Source organism: Burkholderia sp. AcTa6-5 (assembly GCF_017815075.1).
Classification (GTDB): Bacteria; Pseudomonadota; Gammaproteobacteria; order Burkholderiales; family Burkholderiaceae; genus Burkholderia; species Burkholderia sola.
Genome location: NZ_JAGIQE010000040.1, coordinates 1 through 20,309, shown reverse-complemented (window position 1 = coordinate 20,309; position 20,309 = coordinate 1). Strand labels below are relative to the sequence as shown.

Genomic DNA, 20,309 nt, shown 5'->3' with positions numbered 1-20,309 from the left:
CAGATACGGCTAATGGGAAAACTTGTGGTAGTGCCGTCAGCAAAGGCTGAGAGCGACGTTCTTTTTGTGTCTGCACGCGTTGCGCTCATGCAAAAAACGGGGGACGTATGCGCGAAGATTTTGCTAATGCGCCTTCAAGCGCTTGCAATGTCGGATTTGGTTCATGAGCGGCGTAATGAGGAAAGCTACTCGTGGCAAAAGCATAGCGTGCACGTAACGGATGATCAACAAATTGGTGCGTGCACAACAATATAACCATCATCCGAAGCCCGGTGGGGCGACTCTAGTGCTTGTTTCCCCTAGACAGCATCGCAAGTGCGCCGCGAAAGGATTTTTGCGGGCATAGCGCGCGGCACGCGTTCCTTGCAGGTTCAACCAGCCGCCGGCGGCGTGACGGCGGGTTCGGGTTGCGCGGCCCCGGCCTGTTCCTTCACGCCGGTGTTCGATTCCGCACCAGAGCCTGCGTTCGCCCCTGTCTGCCAGCCACCACCCAATGCCTTCAGCAACCCGACTTCCGCCTCGATCCGCCGCGCGTCGATCTGATCGGCCGTGCGCCGGTTCGTCAGCGCGATCGTCTGCGCGGTCACCACGTCCAGATAGCTGACGGCGCCCGCATTGAAGCGATTCGTCGTCAGCCGCAGCGACAGGTCGGCTGCGTCGGTCGCGCGTTGCTGGCTGCCGGCTTCGGATGCGAGCGCATCGATCGCGGACAACTGATCCTCGACCTGCTGGAACGCGACGAGCACGGTTTGCCGGTAATCGGCGACCGCGCCGTCGTATTGCGCATGCGCGCCGCGCAGCGACGCGCTGCGGCGGCCGCCGTCGAACAGCGTGCCGGCGAGTTGCGGGCCGAGCGACCAGAACAGGCTCGGCGCGGCGAGCCACGGCGCGAAGAACGAACTCTCGAGGCCGGCGCTCGCCGACAGCACCAGATCGGGAAAGAACGCGGCGCGCGCCTCGCCGATCTGCGCGTTCGCGGCCGCGACACGGCGCTCGGCCGCCGCGATGTCGGGCCGCCGCTCGAGCAGTTGCGACGGCACGCCGGCCGGAATGGCCGGCACGTGGAACGCCTGCACGCGCGGCGGCAGCGCGAACGTCGATGCGCTCTCGCCGACGAGCGTCGCGATCGCGTGCTGCAACTGCGCACGCGACGCGTCGATGTCGGTGTCCTGCGTGCGCGTCGATTCGAGCTGCGTGTCGGCTTGCGCAACCGCCGACGCGTCGATCGCACCGGCCGCGAGTTGTTGTTTGAGCAGCGTCAGCGCGTCCGCGTACGCGTGCACCGTGTCATCGAGCAACTGCTTCTGCGTGTCGAGCGAGCGCAGCGCGAAATAGTCGGTCGCGAGTTCGGCCGTGACCGACAGCTTCACGGCCTGCAGGTCGGCCGCGCTCGCGGCGGCATTCGCCTGCGCGCCGGTCACCGCGTCGCGCACGCGGCCGAACACGTCGGGTTCCCAGCTCGCGGCCACGCCGGCCTGGTAGTCGGGCGTCGTCTTGCCGGCGAGCGACGAACCGAGCCGGTTTTGCGACACGCGCGAGCGGCTTTGCGCGACGCCTGCCGTGATCGTCGGCAGGAAACCGGCGTGCTGATAGTCGACCATCGCGCGTGCCTGCTGCAGGTCGGCGACGGCTTTCTTCACCGTCTGGTTCGACACGTCGACGCGGGCTTCGAGCGTGTTCAGGTCGGCGTCGCCGAACACGGTCCACCACGCGCCGCGCGCGGCGGCGTCCGCGGGCATCGCGACGTGCCAGCCGGCTTGCGCGGCCGGCGCGCCCGCGTAGTGCGCGGGCACCGCGACGGCGGGTGGCGAATAGGGCGGCAGCGTCGAGCAGGCGGTCAATGTGGCGACGGCGCCGAGCGCGACGATGCGGCGAGCGAACGGGAGCGGATGAAGAAGGCGCATGGCAGGCATCTCGTGGGTGGTCGTCGATGGGTTAGCCGCGGGCGGGCGCCGGAGCGGGCGTTGAAGCAGCGCGTGCGACGCCGGCCGCGCGCAGCGGCGGCACGTCGCGCGCACCGGTCGCGGACGCCGGTTGCGCGGCCTGCGCGGACGAAGCAGCCGAAGCAGCCGAAGCAGCCGAAGCCGCAACCGGCGCCGCATCGCGCGAAGTCGCCACGATCTTCACGGCTTCCCCGGCCGTGATCGCATCGCCGGGGTTATCGATTACGCGATCGGTCGCCGCGAGCCCCGCGACGATCTCCACGCGCGTGCCGAAATCGCGCCCGATCTGCACGGTCTTCAGCGCGGTGCGTCCGTTCGCGCCGACGGTGGCGACCGTCACGCCGTTCGGGCGGAACAGCAGCGCACTGACCGGCAGGTCGAGCGCCGGCGCCGCGCTCGGCAAGACGAGATGCGCCTGCGCATACGCACCGGGCATCAGCGTGCCGTCGCGGTTGTCGACGTCGATCTCGACGCGCAGCGTGCGCGTGACGGGATCGATCGCGCCCGCGCTGCGCGCGACACGCGCGGCAACGCGCCGTCCCGGATACTGCGGCGTCGTCAGGTAGACCGGCGTGCCGGTCGACACGCCGGCCGCGCTGTCCTGCGGCACGTCGACGAACACGCGCAGCGTGTCCGTCTGTTCGAGATGGAACAGTTCGCCCGACAGGCCGGGGCTGCCGGGCGTGCCGCCCGCGGTGACCAGCGTGCCGACGTCGACGTTGCGTGCGGTGATCACGCCGTCGAACGGCGCGGTGACGGACTCGTACGACACGAGTTCGGCAAGGTGCGCGACGTTCGCCTGCGCGGACGCGAGCATCGCGCGCTTCGCGTTCATGTCCGCGACCTTCGTGTCGGTGTCCTGCTGCGACACCGACTGCGTTTTCAGCATGTCCTGCCAGCGCTGCGCGGTCGATTTCGCATAGTCGTAGTTCGCCTGTGCGCTCGCTTCGTCGGCGCGCGCCTGGCGCAGCTGCGCGTCGAGATCGGGCGCCGAGATCTGCGCGAGCGTCTGGCCGGCCTTCACGTGCGTGCCGAGATCGACGCTCCAGTGCGCGATATAGCCGCTCGTGCGCGCATAGATCGATGCGTCCGCATAGGGCGCGACCGAGCCGGGCAACGTCAGCGTCTGGTCGGCCGGCGCCGCGCCGGGCACGACGATGGACACCGGCAGCGCCTGCTGCACGGCCACCTGCGCACGTTGCGCGGCGCGTGCGTCGATACGCGGCACGATGCCGAGCGCGAGCAGCGCGGCGGCGAGCGCGACGGCCGCGAGCGGCACGGCCAGCTTGCGGCGGCCGCGGGCCGGCGGGGTGTCGGGGGCGCCGCCGCGGGCGGCGGGCGGCACGGCTGCGGCCGCGGTGGCCGCTTCGGCGGCGGGCGGCGGCGCGACGGGTTCGATCGAGTCGTTCATGATGGGTCCGGGGTCGGGCGAATCGATGGATAGGAAAGGTGGGGCGCCTGCGCTCAACGCAGCGCCGGCGTATCGGGTGCGTGCTGCGCGCGCCGGGCGGCCGCGGCGTCGCGACGCCGCGCGAGCCACGCGTGGACGAAGCCGAACAGCACCGGCACGAACAGCAGCGTCGACACCGTGCCGAACGCGAGGCCGCCGATCACCGCGCGGCCGAGCGGCGCGTTCTGCTCGCCGCCGTCGCCGAGGCCGAGCGCCATCGGCAACATGCCGATCAGCATCGCGAGCGCGGTCATCACGACGGGCCGGAAGCGGCTGAAGCCGGCGTCGAGCGCGGCCTGCCACGGCGATGCGCTGCCCGCGAGCAGTTCGCGCGCCGTATTCACGACGAGGATGCTGTTCGCGGTCGCGATGCCGATGCACAGGATCGTGCCGGTCAGCGCGGGCACCGACAGCGTGGTGCGCGTGACGAACAGCATCCACGCGATGCCGGCGAGCGACGCGGGCAGCCCGCCGACGATCACGAGCGGATCGAGCCACGACTGGAAGTTCACGACCATCAGCAGGTAGACCAGCGAGATCGCGAGCGCGAGGCCGCCGAGCAGGCCCGCGAACGATTCGTGCATCGCCTGCACCTGGCCGCGCAGCACGATCGACGAACCGGGCGGCAGTTGCGCGCGCGCGGCGTCGACGAGCTTCGTCACGTCGGCCGTGACGCCGCCGAGGTCGCGCCCCTGCACCGACGCGAAGATGTCGAGCACCGGCTGCACGTTGTAGTGCGACACCACGGCCTGCTGCGTCGCGCGCGAGAACGTGCCGAGCGAGCCGAGCAGGTTCTGCGCGGGCACGCCCGCGGCCGGGCCGCCGGCCGGCGTCTGCGGCGAGCGGGCGGTGCCGGCGGGCAGCGGCACGTTCGCGAGCGACTGCAGCGAATTCACCGTGTATTGCGGCGTCTGCACGAGCACCGGGTAGCTGACGCCGTTGCGCGGATCGAGCCAGAAGTTCGGCGTCGTCTGCGAGCTGCCGGACAGCGCGATCAGCAGGTTCTGCGCGACGTCGCGCTGTTCGAGGCCGGCCTGGATCGCCTTCGTGCGATCGACGTTCACGTTGATCGCCGGTTCGTCGCCGGGCTGCTGGATGCGCGCGTCGACGAGCCCGCGCACACCGCGCAGCTTCGCGAGCAGCGCGTTCGCGACCGCCCGGTTCTGGTCGAGCTTGTTGCCGACGATCTGGATGTCGATCGGCGCGGGCAGCCCGAAATTCAGGATCTGGCTGACGATGTCGGCCGGCAGGAACGCGAACGTCACGCCGGGGAACGATTGCGCGAGCACGTTGCGCAGCTTCGCGACGTACGCGGCGGTCGACGCGTGATTCGGCTTCAGCGTGACGAGCACGTCGGCGTCCTCGGTGCCGATCGGGTCCGACGAGTCGTACGTGAGGTTGATCCCGCTCACCGGCACGCCGATGTTGTCGAGCACGCCGGCGAGTTGGTTCGCCGGAATCACGCCGCGGATCTTTGCTTCGACCTGGTCGGTCAGCCGCGCGGTTTCCTCGATCCGCGTGCCGGTCGGCGCGCGCAGGTGCAGGCGGATCTCGCCGGTGTCGACCGACGGGAAGAAGTCCTGCCCGGCGAACGCATAGAGGCCGGTCGATGCGACGCAGGCGAGCAGGAACGCGGCCGCGAAGCGGCGGCGATGTGCGATCGCCGCCGACAGCAGCGCGCGATAGCGCAGCCGCACGGCCTCGAAGCGATGCTCGAACGCGGCCTGGAAACGTGCGATGCGCGCGAATACGCCGCGCGGCGGCCGGCCGCTGCCTTTGGCGCGCATCAGCGCCATCGCGAGCGTCGGCACCAGCGTGCGCGAGAAGAAGTACGACGCGATCATCGCGAAGATCACGGCTTCGGCGAGCGGCACGAACAGATAGCGCGCGACGCCGGTCAGCAGGAACATCGGTACGAACACGATGCAGATCGACAGCGTCGACACGAAGGTCGGCACCGCGATTTCGCCCGCGCCGGTCAGAATGGCCTCCTCGAGCGGCGCGCCGAGCTCGAGATGATGCGTGATGTTCTCGATCGCGACGGTCGCGTCGTCGACGAGGATCCCGACCGCGAGCGCGAGCCCGCCGAGCGTCATGATGTTGATGGTCTGGCCGAGCACGGACAGCGCGAGCAGCGACGTGAGCACCGCGAGCGGGATCGTGATCGCGATGATCAGCGTCGCGCGCCAGCTGCCGAGGAACAGCAGGATCATCAGCGCGGTCAGGCACGCGGCGATCAGCGCCTCGCGCACGACGCCCTGGACCGCCGCCTTCACGAACACGGACTGATCGTCGAGCGGCGAAATGTGCAGCGCCTTCGGCAGCCCGGCCGCGATCTTCGGCAGCATCGTCTTCACCTGGTCGATGATCGTCAGCGTCGACGTGCTGCCGGTCTTCTCGACCGTCAGCAGCGCCGCGCGCTTGCCGTCCGCCCGTACGATGTTGGTCTGCGGCGCGTAGCCGTCGCGAACGTGCGCGACGTCGCGCACATAGACGACATTACCGCCGATCGTCTTCACCGGCAGGTCGTTCAGCGCGGCGACCGTCTGCGTGCTGCCGTTCATCTGCACGTTGTATTCGTGCGTGCCGATCTTCGCGGTGCCGCCCGGCAGGATCAGGTTCTGCGCGTTGATCGCGTTGACGACGTCGATCGGCGCGAGCCCCTTCGCCTGCAGCGCGCGCGTATCGAGATCGACGACGATCTGACGAATCTTGCCGCCGAACGGCAGCGGCACGGCCGCGCCCTGGACGGTCGCGAGCTGCGTGCGGATGAAGCTGTTGCCGAGGTCGTACAGCTGCTGCTCGGGGAGCGTGTCGCTCGACAGGCCGAGCTGCAGGATCGGCACGGTCGACGCGTTGTACGTGATGATGTTCGGCGGCAGCGTGCCGGGCGGCAGGATGCGCAGGATCGACGCGGCGTTGCTCGCGGCTTCCGCGATCGCGCGATTGATGTCGGCGCCCGGATGGAAGAAGATCTTCACGACCGACACGCCGTTCAGCGACTGCGACTCGATGTGCTCGATGTCGTCGACGTCGGACGTGAGCGCGCGTTCGTAGTTCGACGTGATCCGCTTGGCCATGTCCTCGGCGGAGAAGCCGTTGTACGACCAGACGATGCTGACGACCGGAATGTCGATGCTCGGGAAAATGTCCGTCGGCGTGCGCAGCAGCGCGAGCGGCCCCGCGATGAAGATCAGCAGTGCGAGTACGACGAACGTGTAGGGCCTGCGTAACGCCAGCCGGACGATCCACATGATGGTGCTCCTCGAAGCAGGGCTTGGATGCGCATTCGATGCGACGAGCATGCAGTCTGCCGGCGCGGCGTTGACCCGACCCTGACTCGAAGATTACGAAACCGTTATCTGTGCGGGCGGCGGCATCGTGGGCGTTTGGTCGCCGGCGGCGCGCCCTTGCTTTTTCATATGCCTTCCCGGAAAGTAAGGAATAGTGGAGGTGCCGCAATGACAGCAGCCACTATCACTTCAAGGGGGCGGGTCACCATTCCGGTGGACGTCCGAAATCAACTGGGCCTGGCGTCTGGAGACCGGATCGAATTCAGCTTCAACGAGGCAACGGGCCGGTATGAGATCTACCCGGCCACGCGCTCGCTCGCCTCGCTGAAGGGCGTCGTGAAGAAGCCCGAGAAGCCGGTGTCAATCGAGGACATGAGTCGGGCCATCGTCGAACAGGGAGCGTCCGCGCGATGATCGGACTGGACGCGGCCAGATAACAAAACCGTAATCGAGGCCTCACCTTCAGGAAAGCGCGCGAATCGCAGAATGCACCCAACTCTTCATCGCATCGATGGGGAGCGGAGGTCCGGCCTGATCTGCGGACGCGAACACGCCATCTTTGAGAGGTGAACATCATGAACAACCTGATTCGTGCAGTCCTGCTTTCCTGTGCGCTGAGCGCACCGATCGTCGCTTTTGCGCAAACCACCGACCATGCGGTCACGCGGGCCGACGTGCGCGCCGATCTCGTCCGCGTCGAAAAGGCCGGTTATCGTCCGGTCGGCAGCGATCCGTACTATCCCGACGACATCCAGGCCGCGGAAGCGAAGGTCGCGGCACAGCAAGCGCAATCGGCCGCCGCGCGGCCGAGCGTCGCGGCCAAGGCCGCTGCGCCGTCGTTCGCATCGCTCGCGTCGCTCGACGAGCAACCGTTGTACGAGCATCACTGAATGCGGCGGTCGACCGCCGTCGTTGGCCCGACGGCGGATCGTTCGACGGCGCGCGTGCCGCCGCGAGTCAGTGCTCGCCGTTCTCGAGCACGTTCTGCGTGAGCGCGATCGACGGAATCGTCGGCTTGAGCAACGCACGGCGCGCGCGACGGCTCAGCCACTTCCAGCCGGCCACGAGCAGCAGCGCGACCAGCGGGATCGACGCAATCGTCCACGTCCCGTTCGGGTAGTCGAATGCCATCAACACCAGCACGCCGAGCAGGAACAGCAGCGTGAGCCACGACGTCACGGGCGCGCCCGGCATCCTGAACGCGACGTCTTCCACGTCGCCGCGCCTGACCGCGGCGCGGAACTTCATCTGGCACACGACGATGAAGCCCCATGTGCTGATGATGCCGAGCGACGCGATGTTCAGCACGATCTCGAACACGCTCGACGGCACCAGATAGTTGAGCAGCACGCCGACCACATAGATCGCGACCGTCACCAGAATGCCCGCGTACGGGACGGATTGCGAACTCATCCGCGCGAGGAACGCGGGGGCCGAGCCGCCCATCGACAGCGAACGCAACACGCGCCCGGTCGAATACAGGCCGGAGTTCAGGCTCGACAGCGCGGCCGTGAGCACCACCAGGTTCATCACCGAGCCGATACCCGGCACGCCGAGCGCGCCGAAGAACGTGACGAACGGGCTCTGGCCCGCCTTGTACGCGCTCCACGGCAGCAGGCAAACCAGCAGCACGACCGACGCGACGTAGAAAATCGCGATGCGCCAGATCACGTTGTTGATCGCGCGCGGCAGCACCTTGCGCGCGTCCTTGCATTCGCCGGCGGCCGTGCCGACCAGTTCGACGCCCGCGAACGCGAACACCACGCCCTGCACCAGCACCAGCGCCGGCATCAGTCCGTGCGGAAAGAACCCGCCGTTGTCGGTGATCAGATGCATGCCGGTGCCATGGCCGGCCACCGGCATGCCCGTGCCGAGGATCGCCGCACCGATCACGAGAAACAGCACGATCGCGGCGACCTTGATCAGCGCGAACCAGAACTCCATCTCGGCGAACCATTTCACGCCGATCAGGTTCATCGTCGCGACGATGCACAGCGCGACGAGCGCGAAGATCCACTGCGGCACGGCCGCGAACGGCGCCCAGTAATGCATGTAGAGCGCGACGGCGGTGATGTCGACGATGCCGGTCATCGCCCAGTTCAGGAAGTACATCCAGCCGGCGACGAACGATGCCTTCTCGCCGAGGAATTCGCGTGCGTACGACACGAAGCTGCCGCTGCTGGGGCGATGCATCACCAGCTCGCCGAGCGCGCGCAGGATCAGGAACGAAAACGCGCCGCACACCAGGTAGACGATCGCGAGCGCCGGGCCGGCGGCCTGCAGCCGCGCGCCGGCGCCGAGAAACAGCCCGGTGCCGATGGCCCCGCCGATTGCGATCATCTGCACCTGTCGATTGCCGAGGGTCTTGTGATAGCCGGCTTCGTGCGATTCGAGCCAGCTGCGTTTGTCGGTTTCGCCGGTTGTCGACGGGTCGGGAATCGATGCCATGACGGTATCCTCGCGCACGGATGGGATGGGACTCGCCCCGATCGCGGGACGATCGGGACCACCGGTACCGGAGGAGCAGCGCGCGCAATCGAGCGCGCCGGTCCTGATCGCGATTCGTCGGACGTGACGAAAGGCCCGGTACGTCGCGAACGTATTCAGCCGTAATTCCCGTCACAAACGGAATGCAAATTTGGACTGGGGCTGTTCGAATCCGTGCATAGGGCCCCGGCGCCGGGTGAACCGGATAGGTAATTTGGTGCGCCGGCGCGCGCTGCGGGGGCAAGCGTTACCGACGGCACCGGTTCGTGCACCGAAATGAGGAATCCGGTTCGCCGAGAGGTTCGCCGAAATTTCCGCCTCATGCCGGTGCGGCAAGCGTTTCACGTCGGTGGCCCGGTTTTTGCTGGAGTGGTGTCGGCCGCGCAATCGTTGCGCGCTGCCCGACGACATACCAGACAAGGAAGATTCACCGTGAGCCCGACGACCCGACCGTTCCCCCGACGCACCTGGCTGGCTGCGCTGCTCGCCGCCCCCGTGATCGCGCTGTTCGCCGCCGCGCCGGCCCACGCCGATGCGCTCGACACCATCGCGAAGAACGGCACGCTGCGCGTCGCGGTGCCCGAGGACTATCCGCCGTTCGGTTCGGTCGGCACGGACATGCAGCCGCAGGGTTACGACATCGACATGGCCGGACTTCTTGCCAAGGCGCTCGGCGTCAAGCTGAAGCTGGTGCCCGTCAACAGTGCGAACCGGATTCCGTACCTGACGACCAACAAGGTCGACATGGTGATCTCGTCGCTCGGCAAGACGCCGGAGCGCGAGAAGGTCATCGACTTCTCGAGCGCGTACGCACCGTATTTCCAGGGCGTGTTCGGGCCGTCCGACGTGAAGGTGAGCACGCCCGCCGACCTCGGCGGCAAGACGGTCGGCGCGACGCGCGGCGCGCTCGAGGAGATCGCGCTGTCGCAGCTCGCGCCGAACGCGACGATCAAGCGCTTCGAGGACAACAACGCGACGATCCAGGCTTTCCTGTCGGGGCAGGTCCAACTGATCGCGGCCGGCAACATCGTCGCGGCGGCGATTCTCGCGAAGAATCCGCCGCGCCGCCCCGAGGTCAAGTTCGTGATCAAGAATTCGCCGTGCTTCGTCGGCGTCAACAAGAACGAACCGCGCCTGCTCGCGAAGATCGACGATGCGATCGCGCATGCGAAGCAGGACGGCTCGCTGGGCGAAATGTCGCGCAAATGGCTCGGCCAGCCGTTGCCGGCCGGACTGTGACGCATCGCCGTGTCGCGTGACACGGCGCCGCGGCCGGGATGCCCGGCGCGGCGCGTGTCGTTGTCCGAACCCGAATCTATCCCGTTCCCATGAGCTACCAGCTTCAATTCGGCGAGCTTGCCGAGTATGCCGGCGTATTCGCGAGCGGCGCGGCGATCACGCTCGCGCTGACCGCGGTCGCGACCGTGCTCGGCGTGGCGGTCGGCGTGCTCGGCGCGGCCGCGTACAGCGCCGACGCGCGCGCGGCCGTGAAACTTCGCCCGCTGATCGGCGCATACGTCGAGGCGATTCGCAATACGCCGTTCGTCGTCCAGCTGTTCTTCATCTTCTTCGGCTTGCCGGCGCTCGGCGTGCACATCGACGAATACACGGCCGCGATCCTCGCGATGACGCTCAATCTCGGCGCGTACTCGGTCGAGATCGTGCGCGCGGGCGTGGCCGCCGTGCCGAAAGGGCATCTGGAGGCGGCGTCCGCGCTCGCGATGTCGCGCGCGCAGATGCTGCGCCACGTCGTGCTGCCGCAGGCGCTCGCCAAGGTGTTTCCCGCGCTGTCGAGCCAGATCGTGATCACGATGCTCGGCTCGGCGGTCGTGTCGCAGATCTCGGTGGCCGATCTGACCTATGCGGCCAGCTACATCCAGTCGCGCAACTTCCGCGCATTCGAGACGTACTTCGTGATCACGCTCGCGTATCTGGCGATGGCGCTGCTGATGCGCGCGACGCTCGGCGCGATGGGCCGCCGCCTGTTCTCCCGCCGCATGCGAGGTGCGCGATGACCGATTTCACGTTCGGGCAGATGCTCGCGAACCTGCTGCTGGCCGCGCGCTGGACGATCGTGCTGTCGATCGTGTCGTTCGTGTCCGGCGGCCTCGTCGGCCTCGGGCTGCTCGTGATGCGCGTGTCGAATTCGACGGTGCTGCGCGGCGTCGCGAAACTCTATATCGAAGTGTTCCAGGGCACGCCGTTGCTGATGCAACTGTTCATCGTGTTCTTCGGCTTGCCGCTCGTCGGGCTCGACGTTTCGCCGTGGGTCGCGGCCACCGCGGGGCTCACGTTCTTCACCAGCGCCTATCTGGCCGAGATCTGGCGCGGCTGCGTCGAGGCGGTGCCGAAAGGGCAGTGGGAAGCATCGGCGAGCCTCGCGATGAGTTATGTCGAGCAGTTGCGTCACGTGATCCTGCCGCAGGCCGCGCGCATCGCGATCGCGCCGACGGTCGGCTTCGGCGTGCAGGCCGTGAAGGATACGGCGCTCGTGTCGATCATCGGCTTCACCGAGCTGACGAAGGTCGGCATCGCGATCTCGAACGCGACGTTCCGGCCGTTCGTCGTGTATGGCCTCGTCGCGCTGATCTATTTCGCGCTCTGCTATCCGCTTACCCGTTATGCGCGCACGTTGCAAAGGAGATGGCATGCCGCTCGTTGAAACCCGGGGTCTCGAAAAGAACTTCGGCACCCATCATGTGCTCAAGGGCATCGATTTCTCCGTCGAGCGCGGGCAGGTCGTGTCGATCATCGGCCGCAGCGGCTCGGGCAAGAGCACGCTGCTGCGCACGCTCAACGGGCTCGAGAGCATCGACGCGGGCACGATCTCGGTCGACGGCGAACGCGTCGATGCACGGCATGCGGACTTGCGTGCACTGCGGCTGAAGGTCGGCATGGTGTTCCAGCAATACAACCTGTTTCCGCATCTGAGCGCCGGACAGAACGTGATGCTCGCGCAGTCGGTGGTGAAGAAGTCGCACCGCCAGCAGGCGCGCGCGATCGCGGAGCTGATGCTCGAGCGCGTCGGCCTCGGCGACAAGTTCGACGCGTTTCCGGAACAGCTGTCGGGCGGCCAGCAGCAGCGCGTCGCGATCGCGCGTGCGCTTGCGATGAAGCCGAGCGTGCTGCTGTGCGACGAGATCACGTCCGCGCTCGATCCCGAGCTCGTCGGCGAGGTGCTGGGCGTCGTCGAGCAACTCGCGCGCGAGGACATGACGCTGATCATGGTCACGCACGAGATGAACTTCGCGCGGGCGGTGAGCGACCGGATCGTGTTCATGCACCAGGGACGCGTGTGGGAGAGCGGGACGGCCGAGGAAATCTTCGAGCGGCCGCAGACGGTGGAGTTGACGCGGTTTCTGGGCAGCGTGCGGAATCCGGAAACCGCTGCGCGTTGACCGACACGGCCGTGCGGCCGGGCCGCGACCAGATGACAAGACCGTAATCGAAGCCTCACCTTCCGGACAGCGCGCGAATCGCAGAATGGACACCACTCCTCATCGCATCGATGCGGAGCGGATGTCCGGCCTGATCTGCGGACGCGAACACGCTATCTTTGAGAGGTGAAGGTCATGAACAAGCTGATTCGTGCAGTCCTGATTTCCTGTGCGCTGAGCGCACCGGTCGCCGCTTTTGCGCAAACCGCCGACCATACGGTCACGCGCGCCGACGTGCGCGCCGACCTGGTTCGGGCCGAGCGCGACGGCACGGTGCCGACGTCGAACTGGGACTATCCGCCGAGCACGCAGACGATCGCGCGCAATCGCGAGCTGTATGCGATCGCGCATGGCGACAGCCACACGGCAATGGCCATGACGTCGGCTGCCGTGTCGACCGCGAGCGCGCAATGAAGCGGGCCGCCATATCGATACGCGTGACGGGGCTGGCGATCGCCGCGTGGCTCGCGGCGGCCGCAGCCCCGGCGTTCGCGCGCGGGCAGCCGCAACTGCCCGATGACGACGGCGGGCGCGCCGGCGTGCTGCGCGCGTTGAACCCCGACTTCGATCCGCACCGCGCGGCACTCGACCTCCGGCCGGCGAGCCGTCACGCCGCGCCCATCAGCCGCGCGCCGAGCGCGATCCCGCGCGCGGACAACAGCGCGCTGGCCGCCCGCTGACGGGCGTCCCAGCCCGCCAGCGCGGCGTCGAACGCGACGCCGCGTGCGACGTCGCGCAACGCTTCGGCGAGATCGACCGCGTTGTCCGCCGCTTTCGCGACGCCCCCCGCGGTGTGCGGGCGCACGATGCACGCGGCGTCGCCGAGCAGCACCGCGCGGCCGAACGCCATGCGTGCGGCCGCGAGATCGATGATCGCCTGTGCGAACGGCGCGGCGGTCGCATCGACGAGCGCGGCGAGTGTCGGCGCGAGCATCCGGTCGGCGGCGTCGACGAGTTCCGCGCGGTTGTCGTCGCGCATCGCGCCGGGCGGCAGCGACCCGTCGCGCTGCGTGCCGTCGCGCGCGAGGAACAGCGACGGCAGCCGGTCGGACGCGAGCCGCCGGTACCACACCCAGTTCACGCGCCGCCCGCCCGGTTCGGTCGCGCCGTCGGCGCCGGGCACCAGATAGGCGAGGAACAGGTGCCGGTCGCCTTGCTGGAACGTGAAGCGTTCGCGCAGCATGACCAGCACCTGCTCGGGCAGCGCGCGTTCGTCGACGAGCCCGCGCCACGCGACATAACCCGCATACGCCGGCTGCACGTCCGGCAGCAACTGCGCGCGCACCGTCGAGCGGCCGCCGTCCGCGCCGATCAGCAGGTCGGCCGTCTCGACGCGGCCGCTCGCGAAATGCGCGACGATCCGCTCGCCGTCCTGCTCGAACCGCTCGAATGCGTCGCCCGCGTGGATGATTTCGGCCGGCAGCGCACGCCTCAGCGCCGTGTAGATCACGTTCCATCCCGTCTGCGTCTGCGGCATCGCGAAGCGCTGCACGATCCGGTCCTGCGCGTCGACGTAGATCCGGTCGACCGAATCGACGCCCGCGTCGCGCGGTAGCGCCACGCCGCCGAACGCGAATGCGCGCTCGATCGGCGGCTGCAGCACGATGCCGCCGCCGCGGCTGTCGAGTGCGTGCGGCGATTGCTCGAAGACGCGGACGTCCCAGCCGGCCGCGCGCAGCGCGGTCGCCGCGAACAGCCCGCCGACCGATCCGCCGGCGATGACGGCCTTGCGGCCCGATCCGTGTTCCATCCGATGTTCCCTCGATGATGCCGCGTGCGGCGAACGGCGCATCAGCCGCCCCAGCCGCGCAGGAAATCGAGCAGCAGCGCGTTCACGCGCTCGGGCTGCTCCTCGTGCGGCAGATGTCCGCACTGCGCGATCGGCTCGGCACGCAGGTGGGTTGCCATGCTTTCCCACACGGTCTTCATGTCGAACATCTTGCCGACCGCGTAGAAATCCTCGCCCCAGATCGCCATGGTCGGGCACGCGATCCTGATATCCGCATCGACGAGGTCCTGCTGGACGTCTTCCGCGTTCGCGCGATAGTCCGCCAGCGCGCCGCGCACGGCGCCCGGACGCCGATACGCGCGCACGTACGTGTCGAACGCATCGCCCGAGATCGCGTGCGGGTTGTAGCACCAGTCGGCGAAAAAATAGCCGAGCCATTCGGCTTCCTTGCCGGCGATCAGCGCCTCCGGCAGGTCGGGCACCTGGTGGAACAGGAAAAACCAGTACGCGCGGGCCGTTTGCGCGGTCATGTTCTGCGCGACGATGCGCGTCGGCACGTTGTCCATCACGACGAGCCGGTCGACACGTTCGGGGAAGTCCTTCGCGAAACGCGTCGCGACGCGTGCGCCGCGGTCGTGCCCGACGAGCGCGATCCGCCCGATGCCGAGCGCATCGAGCAGCGCGGCGACGTCGCGCGCCATGTTGCGCTTGTCGTAGCCGGCCGCGGGCTTGTCGGTTTCGCCGTAGCCGCGCAGGTCGGGCACGATCACGCGATAGTGCCGTGCCAGCGCCGGAATCTGGAAGCGCCACGCGAAGCTCGTTTCGGGGAAGCCGTGCAGCAGCACGACGACGGGCCCCGCGCCGGCATCGATGACGTGCTGGCGGATGCCGTTCGCCGTAACGGTGTGGTGGGTCAGGGCAAGCGTGTCGGTCGTCATGGGAAATCCCGGTTGTGCGGGCGGTGCGCGATACGGCACGCGTCCGATGCTGTCCGAGGATAGGGCAGGTGACGTGCGTCGCGGCTGAATCGTTCTGAACCGGCCTGAGCGCCCCGCCCCGCCGGCATCACTTGCGGCGGGGGCGCTTGCCGGATGCGTCGGACGCCACACGCTGCAGCGCGGCCGGCGTGCCGTTCAGGAACGCGTCGATCTGTCGTTCGATTTCCGCGTCGAGATCGTCGGGCACCGGCAACCCGTATACCCACTTGCGCACGCCGAGATAGAAGATGCTCGCGTGCAGGCTCCACACCAGTTCGATTTCCGCGTTGCGCTGCGCTTCCGACGCCGGTGTCGCGATGTCGTACGCGTGCCGCAGCTCGCGCAGCACCGGCAGGAACACGCGTTCGCGCAGCCGCGACAGATAGCGCGTATTGAAGCCCTCGCGGCTGAGCCCCGCGAAGATGAACGTGCGGATCCATTCGCGCCGCAGGATCGTCTGCGCGTACGACCGGTAGAACGCGACGAGCCGCTGCTGGAGCGGAACCGAGCGGTCGGCGATCAGCTTTTCCCACTCGGGGTCCCACGTGTAGACCTCGTCGTATACGCGATCGATCAGCGCTTCCTTGCTCGGGAAATACCGGTAGAGCAGCGGCTGGGTCACGCCGATCTGCCGCGCGAGCTCGCGCGTGCTGCCGGAAAAACCGTGGGTCGCGAAGTGTTCGACCGCCTTTTCGACGATCTGTCGTTCGCGTGCTTCCGGCGTGAGGCGGCGGCCCGATGTGCCGGCGGTGTCGTCGGCGGTCGTCCCGCGCGCACGGGGCGCTGCATTGCGCTTGGTCTCGGTCATGCGTCGGCTCCTGAATGGGCCATTCTGCACTTATCGATCGAAAAATAGCAAGGCGCGCCCCGGCGAGGGCCGCGCGGCAGGCCGCGAAGGCGGGCGTCGTGCCGCGCGCGGTTCGGCGGTTTCAGAAAATTTCAGGTCGCCGCCATGACTTTCAGGCCCGCATTCCCTACGCTTGCTCCCGAACCGCTGCACGAGGCCGAAGCCCTTCGGCCGGCCCGCGGCGCAACCGGAACGGACCATGGCTTACCTGATCTCGCCGGGAGCCGGCATCGCAGTCGGCTTCCTGCCCCCCCTCGTGCGCGTGCAGTCGCCCGCGCGGCCGCTGACCGCGCCAGCGGGCCTGCTCGGCCTCGTCTTCCGCGAGCATGCGATTCCGCTCGTGCAGGCGCAATGGCGCGTGCTCGCCGCGCGGGTCCGCGATACGGACACCTTCGATAGAACCACGGAAGCCACGACATGCAGCCCGCGCAAGTAACGGCAGCGGGCGCGGCGGCCCCCGATCACCTGCGCGGCGAGGATGTGTTCCTCGCCTCGATCGCCGGCTATGTCGACACGCTCGGCTTCGTCGCGCTGTTCGGGCTCTTTACCGCGCACGTCACCGGCAACTTCATCCTCATCGGCTCGGGCCTCGCCGGTGTCGGCCAGGGCCTGATGATCAAGTGGCTCGCGTTTCCGGCCTTCATTGCGGGCATCGTGGCCGCCCGCCTGCTCGATCACCGGATGCGCGTGCGCGGGCATGGCCCGCGGGCGTGCTCGCTGTATGCACTGCAGACGATCCTGCTGGCCGGCTTCATGCTCGCGGGCGTCGCGGCGTCGCCGATCGGTAGCGCCGATGCGCCCGCGACGATCGTCTGCGGGCTGCTCGGTGCGGCGGCAATGGGCGTGCAGAACGCGCACGGCCGGCTGACCGCGCGCACCGTCGTCGCGAATACCGTGATGACCGGCAACGTCACGCAGGCCGTCATCGATGCATTCGACTGGCTCGTGCCGATCGCCGCGCCGGCCGAACGGGAAGCCGCACGCGCGCGGCTGCGACGCACGCTGCCGCCGGTTGTCGGTTTCGCGATCGGCGCGGGCGCCGGCGCGACCGCGTACCTGTACGCCGGGTTCTGGGCCCTGGCGCTGCCGCTTGCGGCGCTCGGTTTCCTCACCTGGCGATCCGGCCGCGCCGGCGAGCCGTCCGCGTCGCGCTGAACGCCGATTCCGCACGCGGGGTCGGCTGCGTGCGCCACCGGCGCGGCGGCGAAGCCGCCCCGCGTTTCTTCATTTCATTCAACGCTGACTTCGAGAACCGCTTGGTTGATGCAGCTTGATTGATGCAGGTCGGCAAGCGCGAGACCGCTCGACCGTTCGCGGAAAGCGCAGCGTCACGCATGCGCGGTGAACCGGTCGACGAGGTCGTGGTGACCGAGCTGTTCGACCCACCAGCGTAGCGCGCGTCCGGCTTCGTCGGCGCGCCATGCGATATAGCAATGGGTCGTGTCGCGCATGCCGGTGACTTCCCGCGCGACGAGCCTGCCTTGCGCGATCGCGGGCGCCGCGATGCAGTCCGGGAGGGTACCCACCGCGAGTCCTTCGCATTGCGCGGCCAGTTTCGCGGCGAGCGTCGGCACCGCGAGATACGGTTGGCCGGCGTCAAGCGCGACCGGCTGCGGCTGAAGTTCGCGGGACGTGTCGGAGATCACCGCGCTGCGATACTCGACGATCGCCGCCATCGACAGCGGTTCGGGCAGCGCCGCGAGCGGATGGGTAGGGGCGACCGCGAACACGTGCCGGAGCGTGCCGATGGGCTGCGCGACGATGTCCGGCAGTTCCGGAGGCTCGCCCGCCGCGCCGACGATCAGATCGGCCCGCCGCGAAATCAGCGCATCCCAGGTGCCGCCGAGCACTTCGGTGGAGAAGCGCAGTCGCGTGTCCATTTCAAGGTCGTAGAACGCGTGAACGTATCGCCACATCATGTCGAACGGCAGTATCTCGGCGATGCAGACGCGGACCTCGGTTTCCCAACCTTGCTGCGCGCGCTGGGCCTTCCGCTCGAGCTGTTCGGCGGCATGAAGGAGACGGCGACCTTCCTCGACGACGACGCGGCCCGCATGCGTGAGCTTTGCACGACGCCCGCTGCGATCGAACAACGCGACGCCGAGATCGCTCTCGAGCTTCTGTACGACGTATGTCAGCGCGGACGGCACGCGGTGCACCAGCTCTGCCGCGTCGGCAAACGTACCGGTGCGGTCGATCGCGTCCAGTGCCTCGAGTGCTTCGAAAGACAGCTTCATGGCGAGTTTTCTACGGCAAGGGCATCAGGCGATGTCGCGCCGTCGGGCGACGCGGATTCCAATCCTGTTCACAACGGGCCGCCGCCGCATTCGCTCGACGTCAGCCTGTCACGTCGGTGTCGATTCGCGGCGCTTCACGGCAGCGTCGGCGTGTGCGCCGGGCAGCGCGCCGAACATGTGCTGGTTGCACTTCGCGTCGCGCCACGCGGTTCCCAGTCGGATCCCGTCGAACATCCGTCGCACCACGGGAAGGATCTGTTCGCCGGCCAGAATGCCGAGCAGGCCCGCCAGGGCGACGGCGGGCGGCGCTGGCGATTGCACGCCGATCAGCGCGTAAACGACGCCGGCGAGGATGCCGGCGAGAAGTGAAGCAATGTACGGTTTCATGGGTCTGGAATGGAATGACGGCCGTTTAAAAATACGGATGAATACCGGGCTGGCGTCGATCCGAAAGTCTTGGGCCAGCCTATCAGGTCTGCGCGTTCGTCGTCAGCGCATTCAATGAAATTCAGATCTTTTCAGTCTGAATTCAGCGCGTGGCGAGAATCAGAACAATTAACTGGTGCGGTCGCGCATTCGCGTATTGAATGACGCAGGCCGGTTGCCGGCACCGCGCATTGGACGCTTCGCGGATTCGTCGGCCAGGCGAGTCTCATCTTTCTCCGCGTCAAAGGACATCACCATCATGAGCAACCCCAAGCTTGAAGTACTTACCCCGCACAACAGCCAGCTGATCTTCATCGACCAGCAGCCGCAAATGGCGTTCGGCGTGCAGTCGATCGATCGCCAGACGCTGAAGAACAACGTCGTCGGCCTCGCGAAGGCCGCGAAGGTCTTCAACATCCCGACCACGATCACGACGGTCGAAAGCGAGAGCTTCTCGGGCCACACGTATCCCGAACTGCTCGACGTGTTCCCGAACCAGAAGACGCTCGAACGCACGTCGATGAATTCGTGGGACGACCAGAAGGTGCGCGACGCGCTCGCCGCGAACGGCCGCAAGAAGGTGGTCGTGTCGGGCCTGTGGACCGAAGTCTGCAACACGACGTTCGCGCTGTGCGCGATGCTCGAAGGCGACTACGAGATCTACATGGTCGCCGACGCATCGGGCGGCACGACGCAGGCTGCGCACGATATCGCGATGCAGCGCATGGTGCAGGCCGGCGTGGTGCCGGTCACGTGGCAGCAGGTGCTGCTCGAATGGCAGCGCGACTGGGCGCGCCGCGAGACGTACGACGCGGTGATGGCGATCGCGAAGGAGCATTCGGGCGCATACGGGATGGGCGTGGACTACGCGTACACGATGCTCCACAAGGCACCGCAGCGCACCGCGACGCCGCACGAGTCGATTGCGCCGGTTCCGGCGAAGTAAGTGAAGACGGCCGGTAACGGCTGATGCCGGTGCGGCCGGTTCGACGCGAACGCGCCGCATGGGCTCCATTGCCGCGGGCGGCGGACGTGACCGAAACACGAATGCCGCCCGCGGCATGCGGGTCGAAACACTGCGCCTGCATTTGAAATTGTCCGGGAGATTTATCGCATGGAACCTTATCTGGTTTCCCTTGGTGCGGGCCTGCTGATCGGTGTGATTTACAGCGCCATCAAGGTTCGCTCTCCCGCACCGCCGCTGATTGCGCTGGTCGGGTTGCTCGGCATGCTGATCGGCGTGCAAGCCCTACCCACCGTCAAACAACTCTTTGGCTTCTGATCAACAAGAGGTGATGCATATGACCGCAACCGTGACCCAACCGGATCTGATCCTGCACAACGGACGATTCACGACGCTCGACCGCGCGAACCCCGTCGCGACGGCCGTCGCGATTGCCGCCGGGCGCTTCGTCGCGGTCGGCAGCGAAGCGGACGTGATGCCGCTCGCGGGCCGCGCGACGAAGGTGGTCGATCTCGGCGG

Annotated in this window: 22 protein-coding genes; 13 read left to right on the top strand and 9 right to left on the bottom strand. The window is 67.8% G+C overall.

Annotation, left to right across the window (positions count from 1 at the left end):
* Positions 1 to 371: 371 nt before the first annotated feature.
* Genes J8I33_RS32565 through J8I33_RS32555 form a run of 3 tightly spaced genes read right to left on the bottom strand, consistent with a single transcriptional unit; the run spans position 372 to position 6,647 of the window.
* Positions 372 to 1,904: an efflux transporter outer membrane subunit gene (locus J8I33_RS32565; protein WP_209939809.1), complete on the bottom strand. Its 1,533-nt coding sequence runs from the start codon at positions 1,902 to 1,904 to the stop codon at positions 372 to 374.
* 31 nt (positions 1,905 to 1,935) lie between these two features.
* Positions 1,936 to 3,354 carry an efflux RND transporter periplasmic adaptor subunit gene (locus tag J8I33_RS32560; protein ID WP_209928164.1) on the bottom strand — a complete coding sequence of 473 codons (1,419 nt, stop codon included), beginning with the start codon at positions 3,352 to 3,354 and terminating at the stop codon, positions 1,936 to 1,938.
* A gap of 53 nt (positions 3,355 to 3,407) precedes the next feature.
* On the bottom strand, positions 3,408 to 6,647 hold the full coding sequence (locus J8I33_RS32555; RefSeq protein ID WP_209939808.1) for an efflux RND transporter permease subunit: 3,240 nt from the start codon (positions 6,645 to 6,647) through the stop codon (positions 3,408 to 3,410).
* Positions 6,648 to 6,854: 207 nt separating this feature from the next.
* On the opposite strand from J8I33_RS32555, the gene J8I33_RS32550 reads away from it, so the two are divergent.
* Complete coding sequence (locus J8I33_RS32550; RefSeq protein ID WP_209939807.1) at positions 6,855 to 7,100, top strand: AbrB/MazE/SpoVT family DNA-binding domain-containing protein; 246 nt, start codon at positions 6,855 to 6,857, stop codon at positions 7,098 to 7,100.
* Positions 7,101 to 7,261: 161 nt separating this feature from the next.
* The gene (locus J8I33_RS32545; RefSeq protein WP_209939806.1) at positions 7,262 to 7,576 is read left to right on the top strand and encodes a DUF4148 domain-containing protein; all 315 of its coding nucleotides are present in this window, start codon (positions 7,262 to 7,264) and stop codon (positions 7,574 to 7,576) included.
* A gap of 67 nt (positions 7,577 to 7,643) precedes the next feature.
* On the opposite strand, the gene ansP is transcribed toward J8I33_RS32545, so the two are convergent.
* Positions 7,644 to 9,134 (bottom strand): L-asparagine permease, encoded by a 1,491-nt coding sequence (ansP, locus tag J8I33_RS32540; protein WP_050017630.1) that lies wholly within the window; start codon positions 9,132 to 9,134, stop codon positions 7,644 to 7,646.
* A gap of 471 nt (positions 9,135 to 9,605) precedes the next feature.
* Here ansP and J8I33_RS32535 point away from each other — a divergent pair, with 471 nt between their 5' ends.
* The 6 genes from J8I33_RS32535 (at position 9,606) to J8I33_RS32510 (ending at position 13,290) form a co-directional block, all read left to right on the top strand.
* The gene (locus J8I33_RS32535; protein WP_050017628.1) at positions 9,606 to 10,412 is read left to right on the top strand and encodes a transporter substrate-binding domain-containing protein; all 807 of its coding nucleotides are present in this window, start codon (positions 9,606 to 9,608) and stop codon (positions 10,410 to 10,412) included.
* 89 nt (positions 10,413 to 10,501) lie between these two features.
* On the top strand, positions 10,502 to 11,188 hold the full coding sequence (locus J8I33_RS32530) for an amino acid ABC transporter permease (protein WP_050017627.1): 687 nt from the start codon (positions 10,502 to 10,504) through the stop codon (positions 11,186 to 11,188).
* Positions 11,185 to 11,835 carry an amino acid ABC transporter permease gene (locus tag J8I33_RS32525; RefSeq protein WP_050017626.1) on the top strand — a complete coding sequence of 217 codons (651 nt, stop codon included), beginning with the start codon at positions 11,185 to 11,187 and terminating at the stop codon, positions 11,833 to 11,835. The genes J8I33_RS32530 and J8I33_RS32525 overlap by 4 nt, the downstream gene beginning before the upstream one ends.
* The gene (locus J8I33_RS32520; protein WP_089471091.1) at positions 11,822 to 12,571 is read left to right on the top strand and encodes an amino acid ABC transporter ATP-binding protein; all 750 of its coding nucleotides are present in this window, start codon (positions 11,822 to 11,824) and stop codon (positions 12,569 to 12,571) included. The genes J8I33_RS32525 and J8I33_RS32520 overlap by 14 nt, the downstream gene beginning before the upstream one ends.
* Before the next feature lie 174 nt (positions 12,572 to 12,745).
* Entirely contained in the window at positions 12,746 to 13,024 is a 279-nt protein-coding gene (locus tag J8I33_RS32515; RefSeq protein ID WP_124557425.1) for a DUF4148 domain-containing protein, read from the top strand.
* On the top strand, positions 13,021 to 13,290 hold the full coding sequence (locus J8I33_RS32510; protein ID WP_050017624.1) for a hypothetical protein: 270 nt from the start codon (positions 13,021 to 13,023) through the stop codon (positions 13,288 to 13,290). Before J8I33_RS32515 ends, J8I33_RS32510 begins: the two co-directional genes overlap by 4 nt.
* On the opposite strand, the gene J8I33_RS32505 is transcribed toward J8I33_RS32510, so the two are convergent.
* The 3 genes from J8I33_RS32505 to J8I33_RS32495 form a co-directional block, all read right to left on the bottom strand.
* A complete protein-coding gene (locus J8I33_RS32505) occupies positions 13,218 to 14,360 on the bottom strand; it encodes an FAD binding domain-containing protein (RefSeq protein WP_209939805.1) in 1,143 nt (380 codons plus the stop codon). The genes J8I33_RS32510 and J8I33_RS32505 overlap by 73 nt on opposite strands.
* Before the next feature lie 41 nt (positions 14,361 to 14,401).
* On the bottom strand, positions 14,402 to 15,277 hold the full coding sequence (locus J8I33_RS32500) for an alpha/beta hydrolase (protein ID WP_176016161.1): 876 nt from the start codon (positions 15,275 to 15,277) through the stop codon (positions 14,402 to 14,404).
* 127 nt (positions 15,278 to 15,404) lie between these two features.
* Positions 15,405 to 16,124 (bottom strand): TetR/AcrR family transcriptional regulator, encoded by a 720-nt coding sequence (locus J8I33_RS32495; RefSeq protein WP_124557429.1) that lies wholly within the window; start codon positions 16,122 to 16,124, stop codon positions 15,405 to 15,407.
* Positions 16,125 to 16,362: 238 nt separating this feature from the next.
* Here J8I33_RS32495 and J8I33_RS32490 point away from each other — a divergent pair, with 238 nt between their 5' ends.
* Together J8I33_RS32490 and J8I33_RS32485 are read left to right on the top strand one after the other, a co-directional pair.
* Complete coding sequence (locus J8I33_RS32490; RefSeq protein WP_089490279.1) at positions 16,363 to 16,599, top strand: DUF1427 family protein; 237 nt, start codon at positions 16,363 to 16,365, stop codon at positions 16,597 to 16,599.
* Positions 16,581 to 17,318, top strand: coding sequence for a YoaK family protein (locus J8I33_RS32485; protein ID WP_050017619.1), 738 nt, complete (start codon positions 16,581 to 16,583; stop codon positions 17,316 to 17,318). Before J8I33_RS32490 ends, J8I33_RS32485 begins: the two co-directional genes overlap by 19 nt.
* Positions 17,319 to 17,491: 173 nt before the next feature.
* On the opposite strand, the gene J8I33_RS32480 is transcribed toward J8I33_RS32485, so the two are convergent.
* Together J8I33_RS32480 and J8I33_RS32475 are read right to left on the bottom strand one after the other, a co-directional pair.
* Positions 17,492 to 18,400, bottom strand: a complete 909-nt coding sequence (locus J8I33_RS32480; RefSeq protein WP_209939804.1) for a LysR family transcriptional regulator — start codon at positions 18,398 to 18,400, stop codon at positions 17,492 to 17,494.
* Positions 18,401 to 18,508: 108 nt separating this feature from the next.
* The gene (locus tag J8I33_RS32475; RefSeq protein ID WP_209939803.1) at positions 18,509 to 18,787 is read right to left on the bottom strand and encodes a XapX domain-containing protein; all 279 of its coding nucleotides are present in this window, start codon (positions 18,785 to 18,787) and stop codon (positions 18,509 to 18,511) included.
* A gap of 298 nt (positions 18,788 to 19,085) precedes the next feature.
* Between J8I33_RS32475 and J8I33_RS32470 the strand changes: the two genes are divergently transcribed.
* The 3 genes from J8I33_RS32470 to J8I33_RS32460 form a co-directional block, all read left to right on the top strand.
* Positions 19,086 to 19,772 (top strand): hydrolase, encoded by a 687-nt coding sequence (locus tag J8I33_RS32470; protein WP_034175518.1) that lies wholly within the window; start codon positions 19,086 to 19,088, stop codon positions 19,770 to 19,772.
* A 168-nt stretch (positions 19,773 to 19,940) separates the two neighbouring features.
* Positions 19,941 to 20,108 carry a DUF1427 family protein gene (locus J8I33_RS32465; protein ID WP_014725963.1) on the top strand — a complete coding sequence of 56 codons (168 nt, stop codon included), beginning with the start codon at positions 19,941 to 19,943 and terminating at the stop codon, positions 20,106 to 20,108.
* 19 nt (positions 20,109 to 20,127) lie between these two features.
* Positions 20,128 to 20,309: hypothetical protein (locus tag J8I33_RS32460; protein WP_148093459.1), on the top strand; the 182-nt coding region annotated here is incomplete at its 3' end.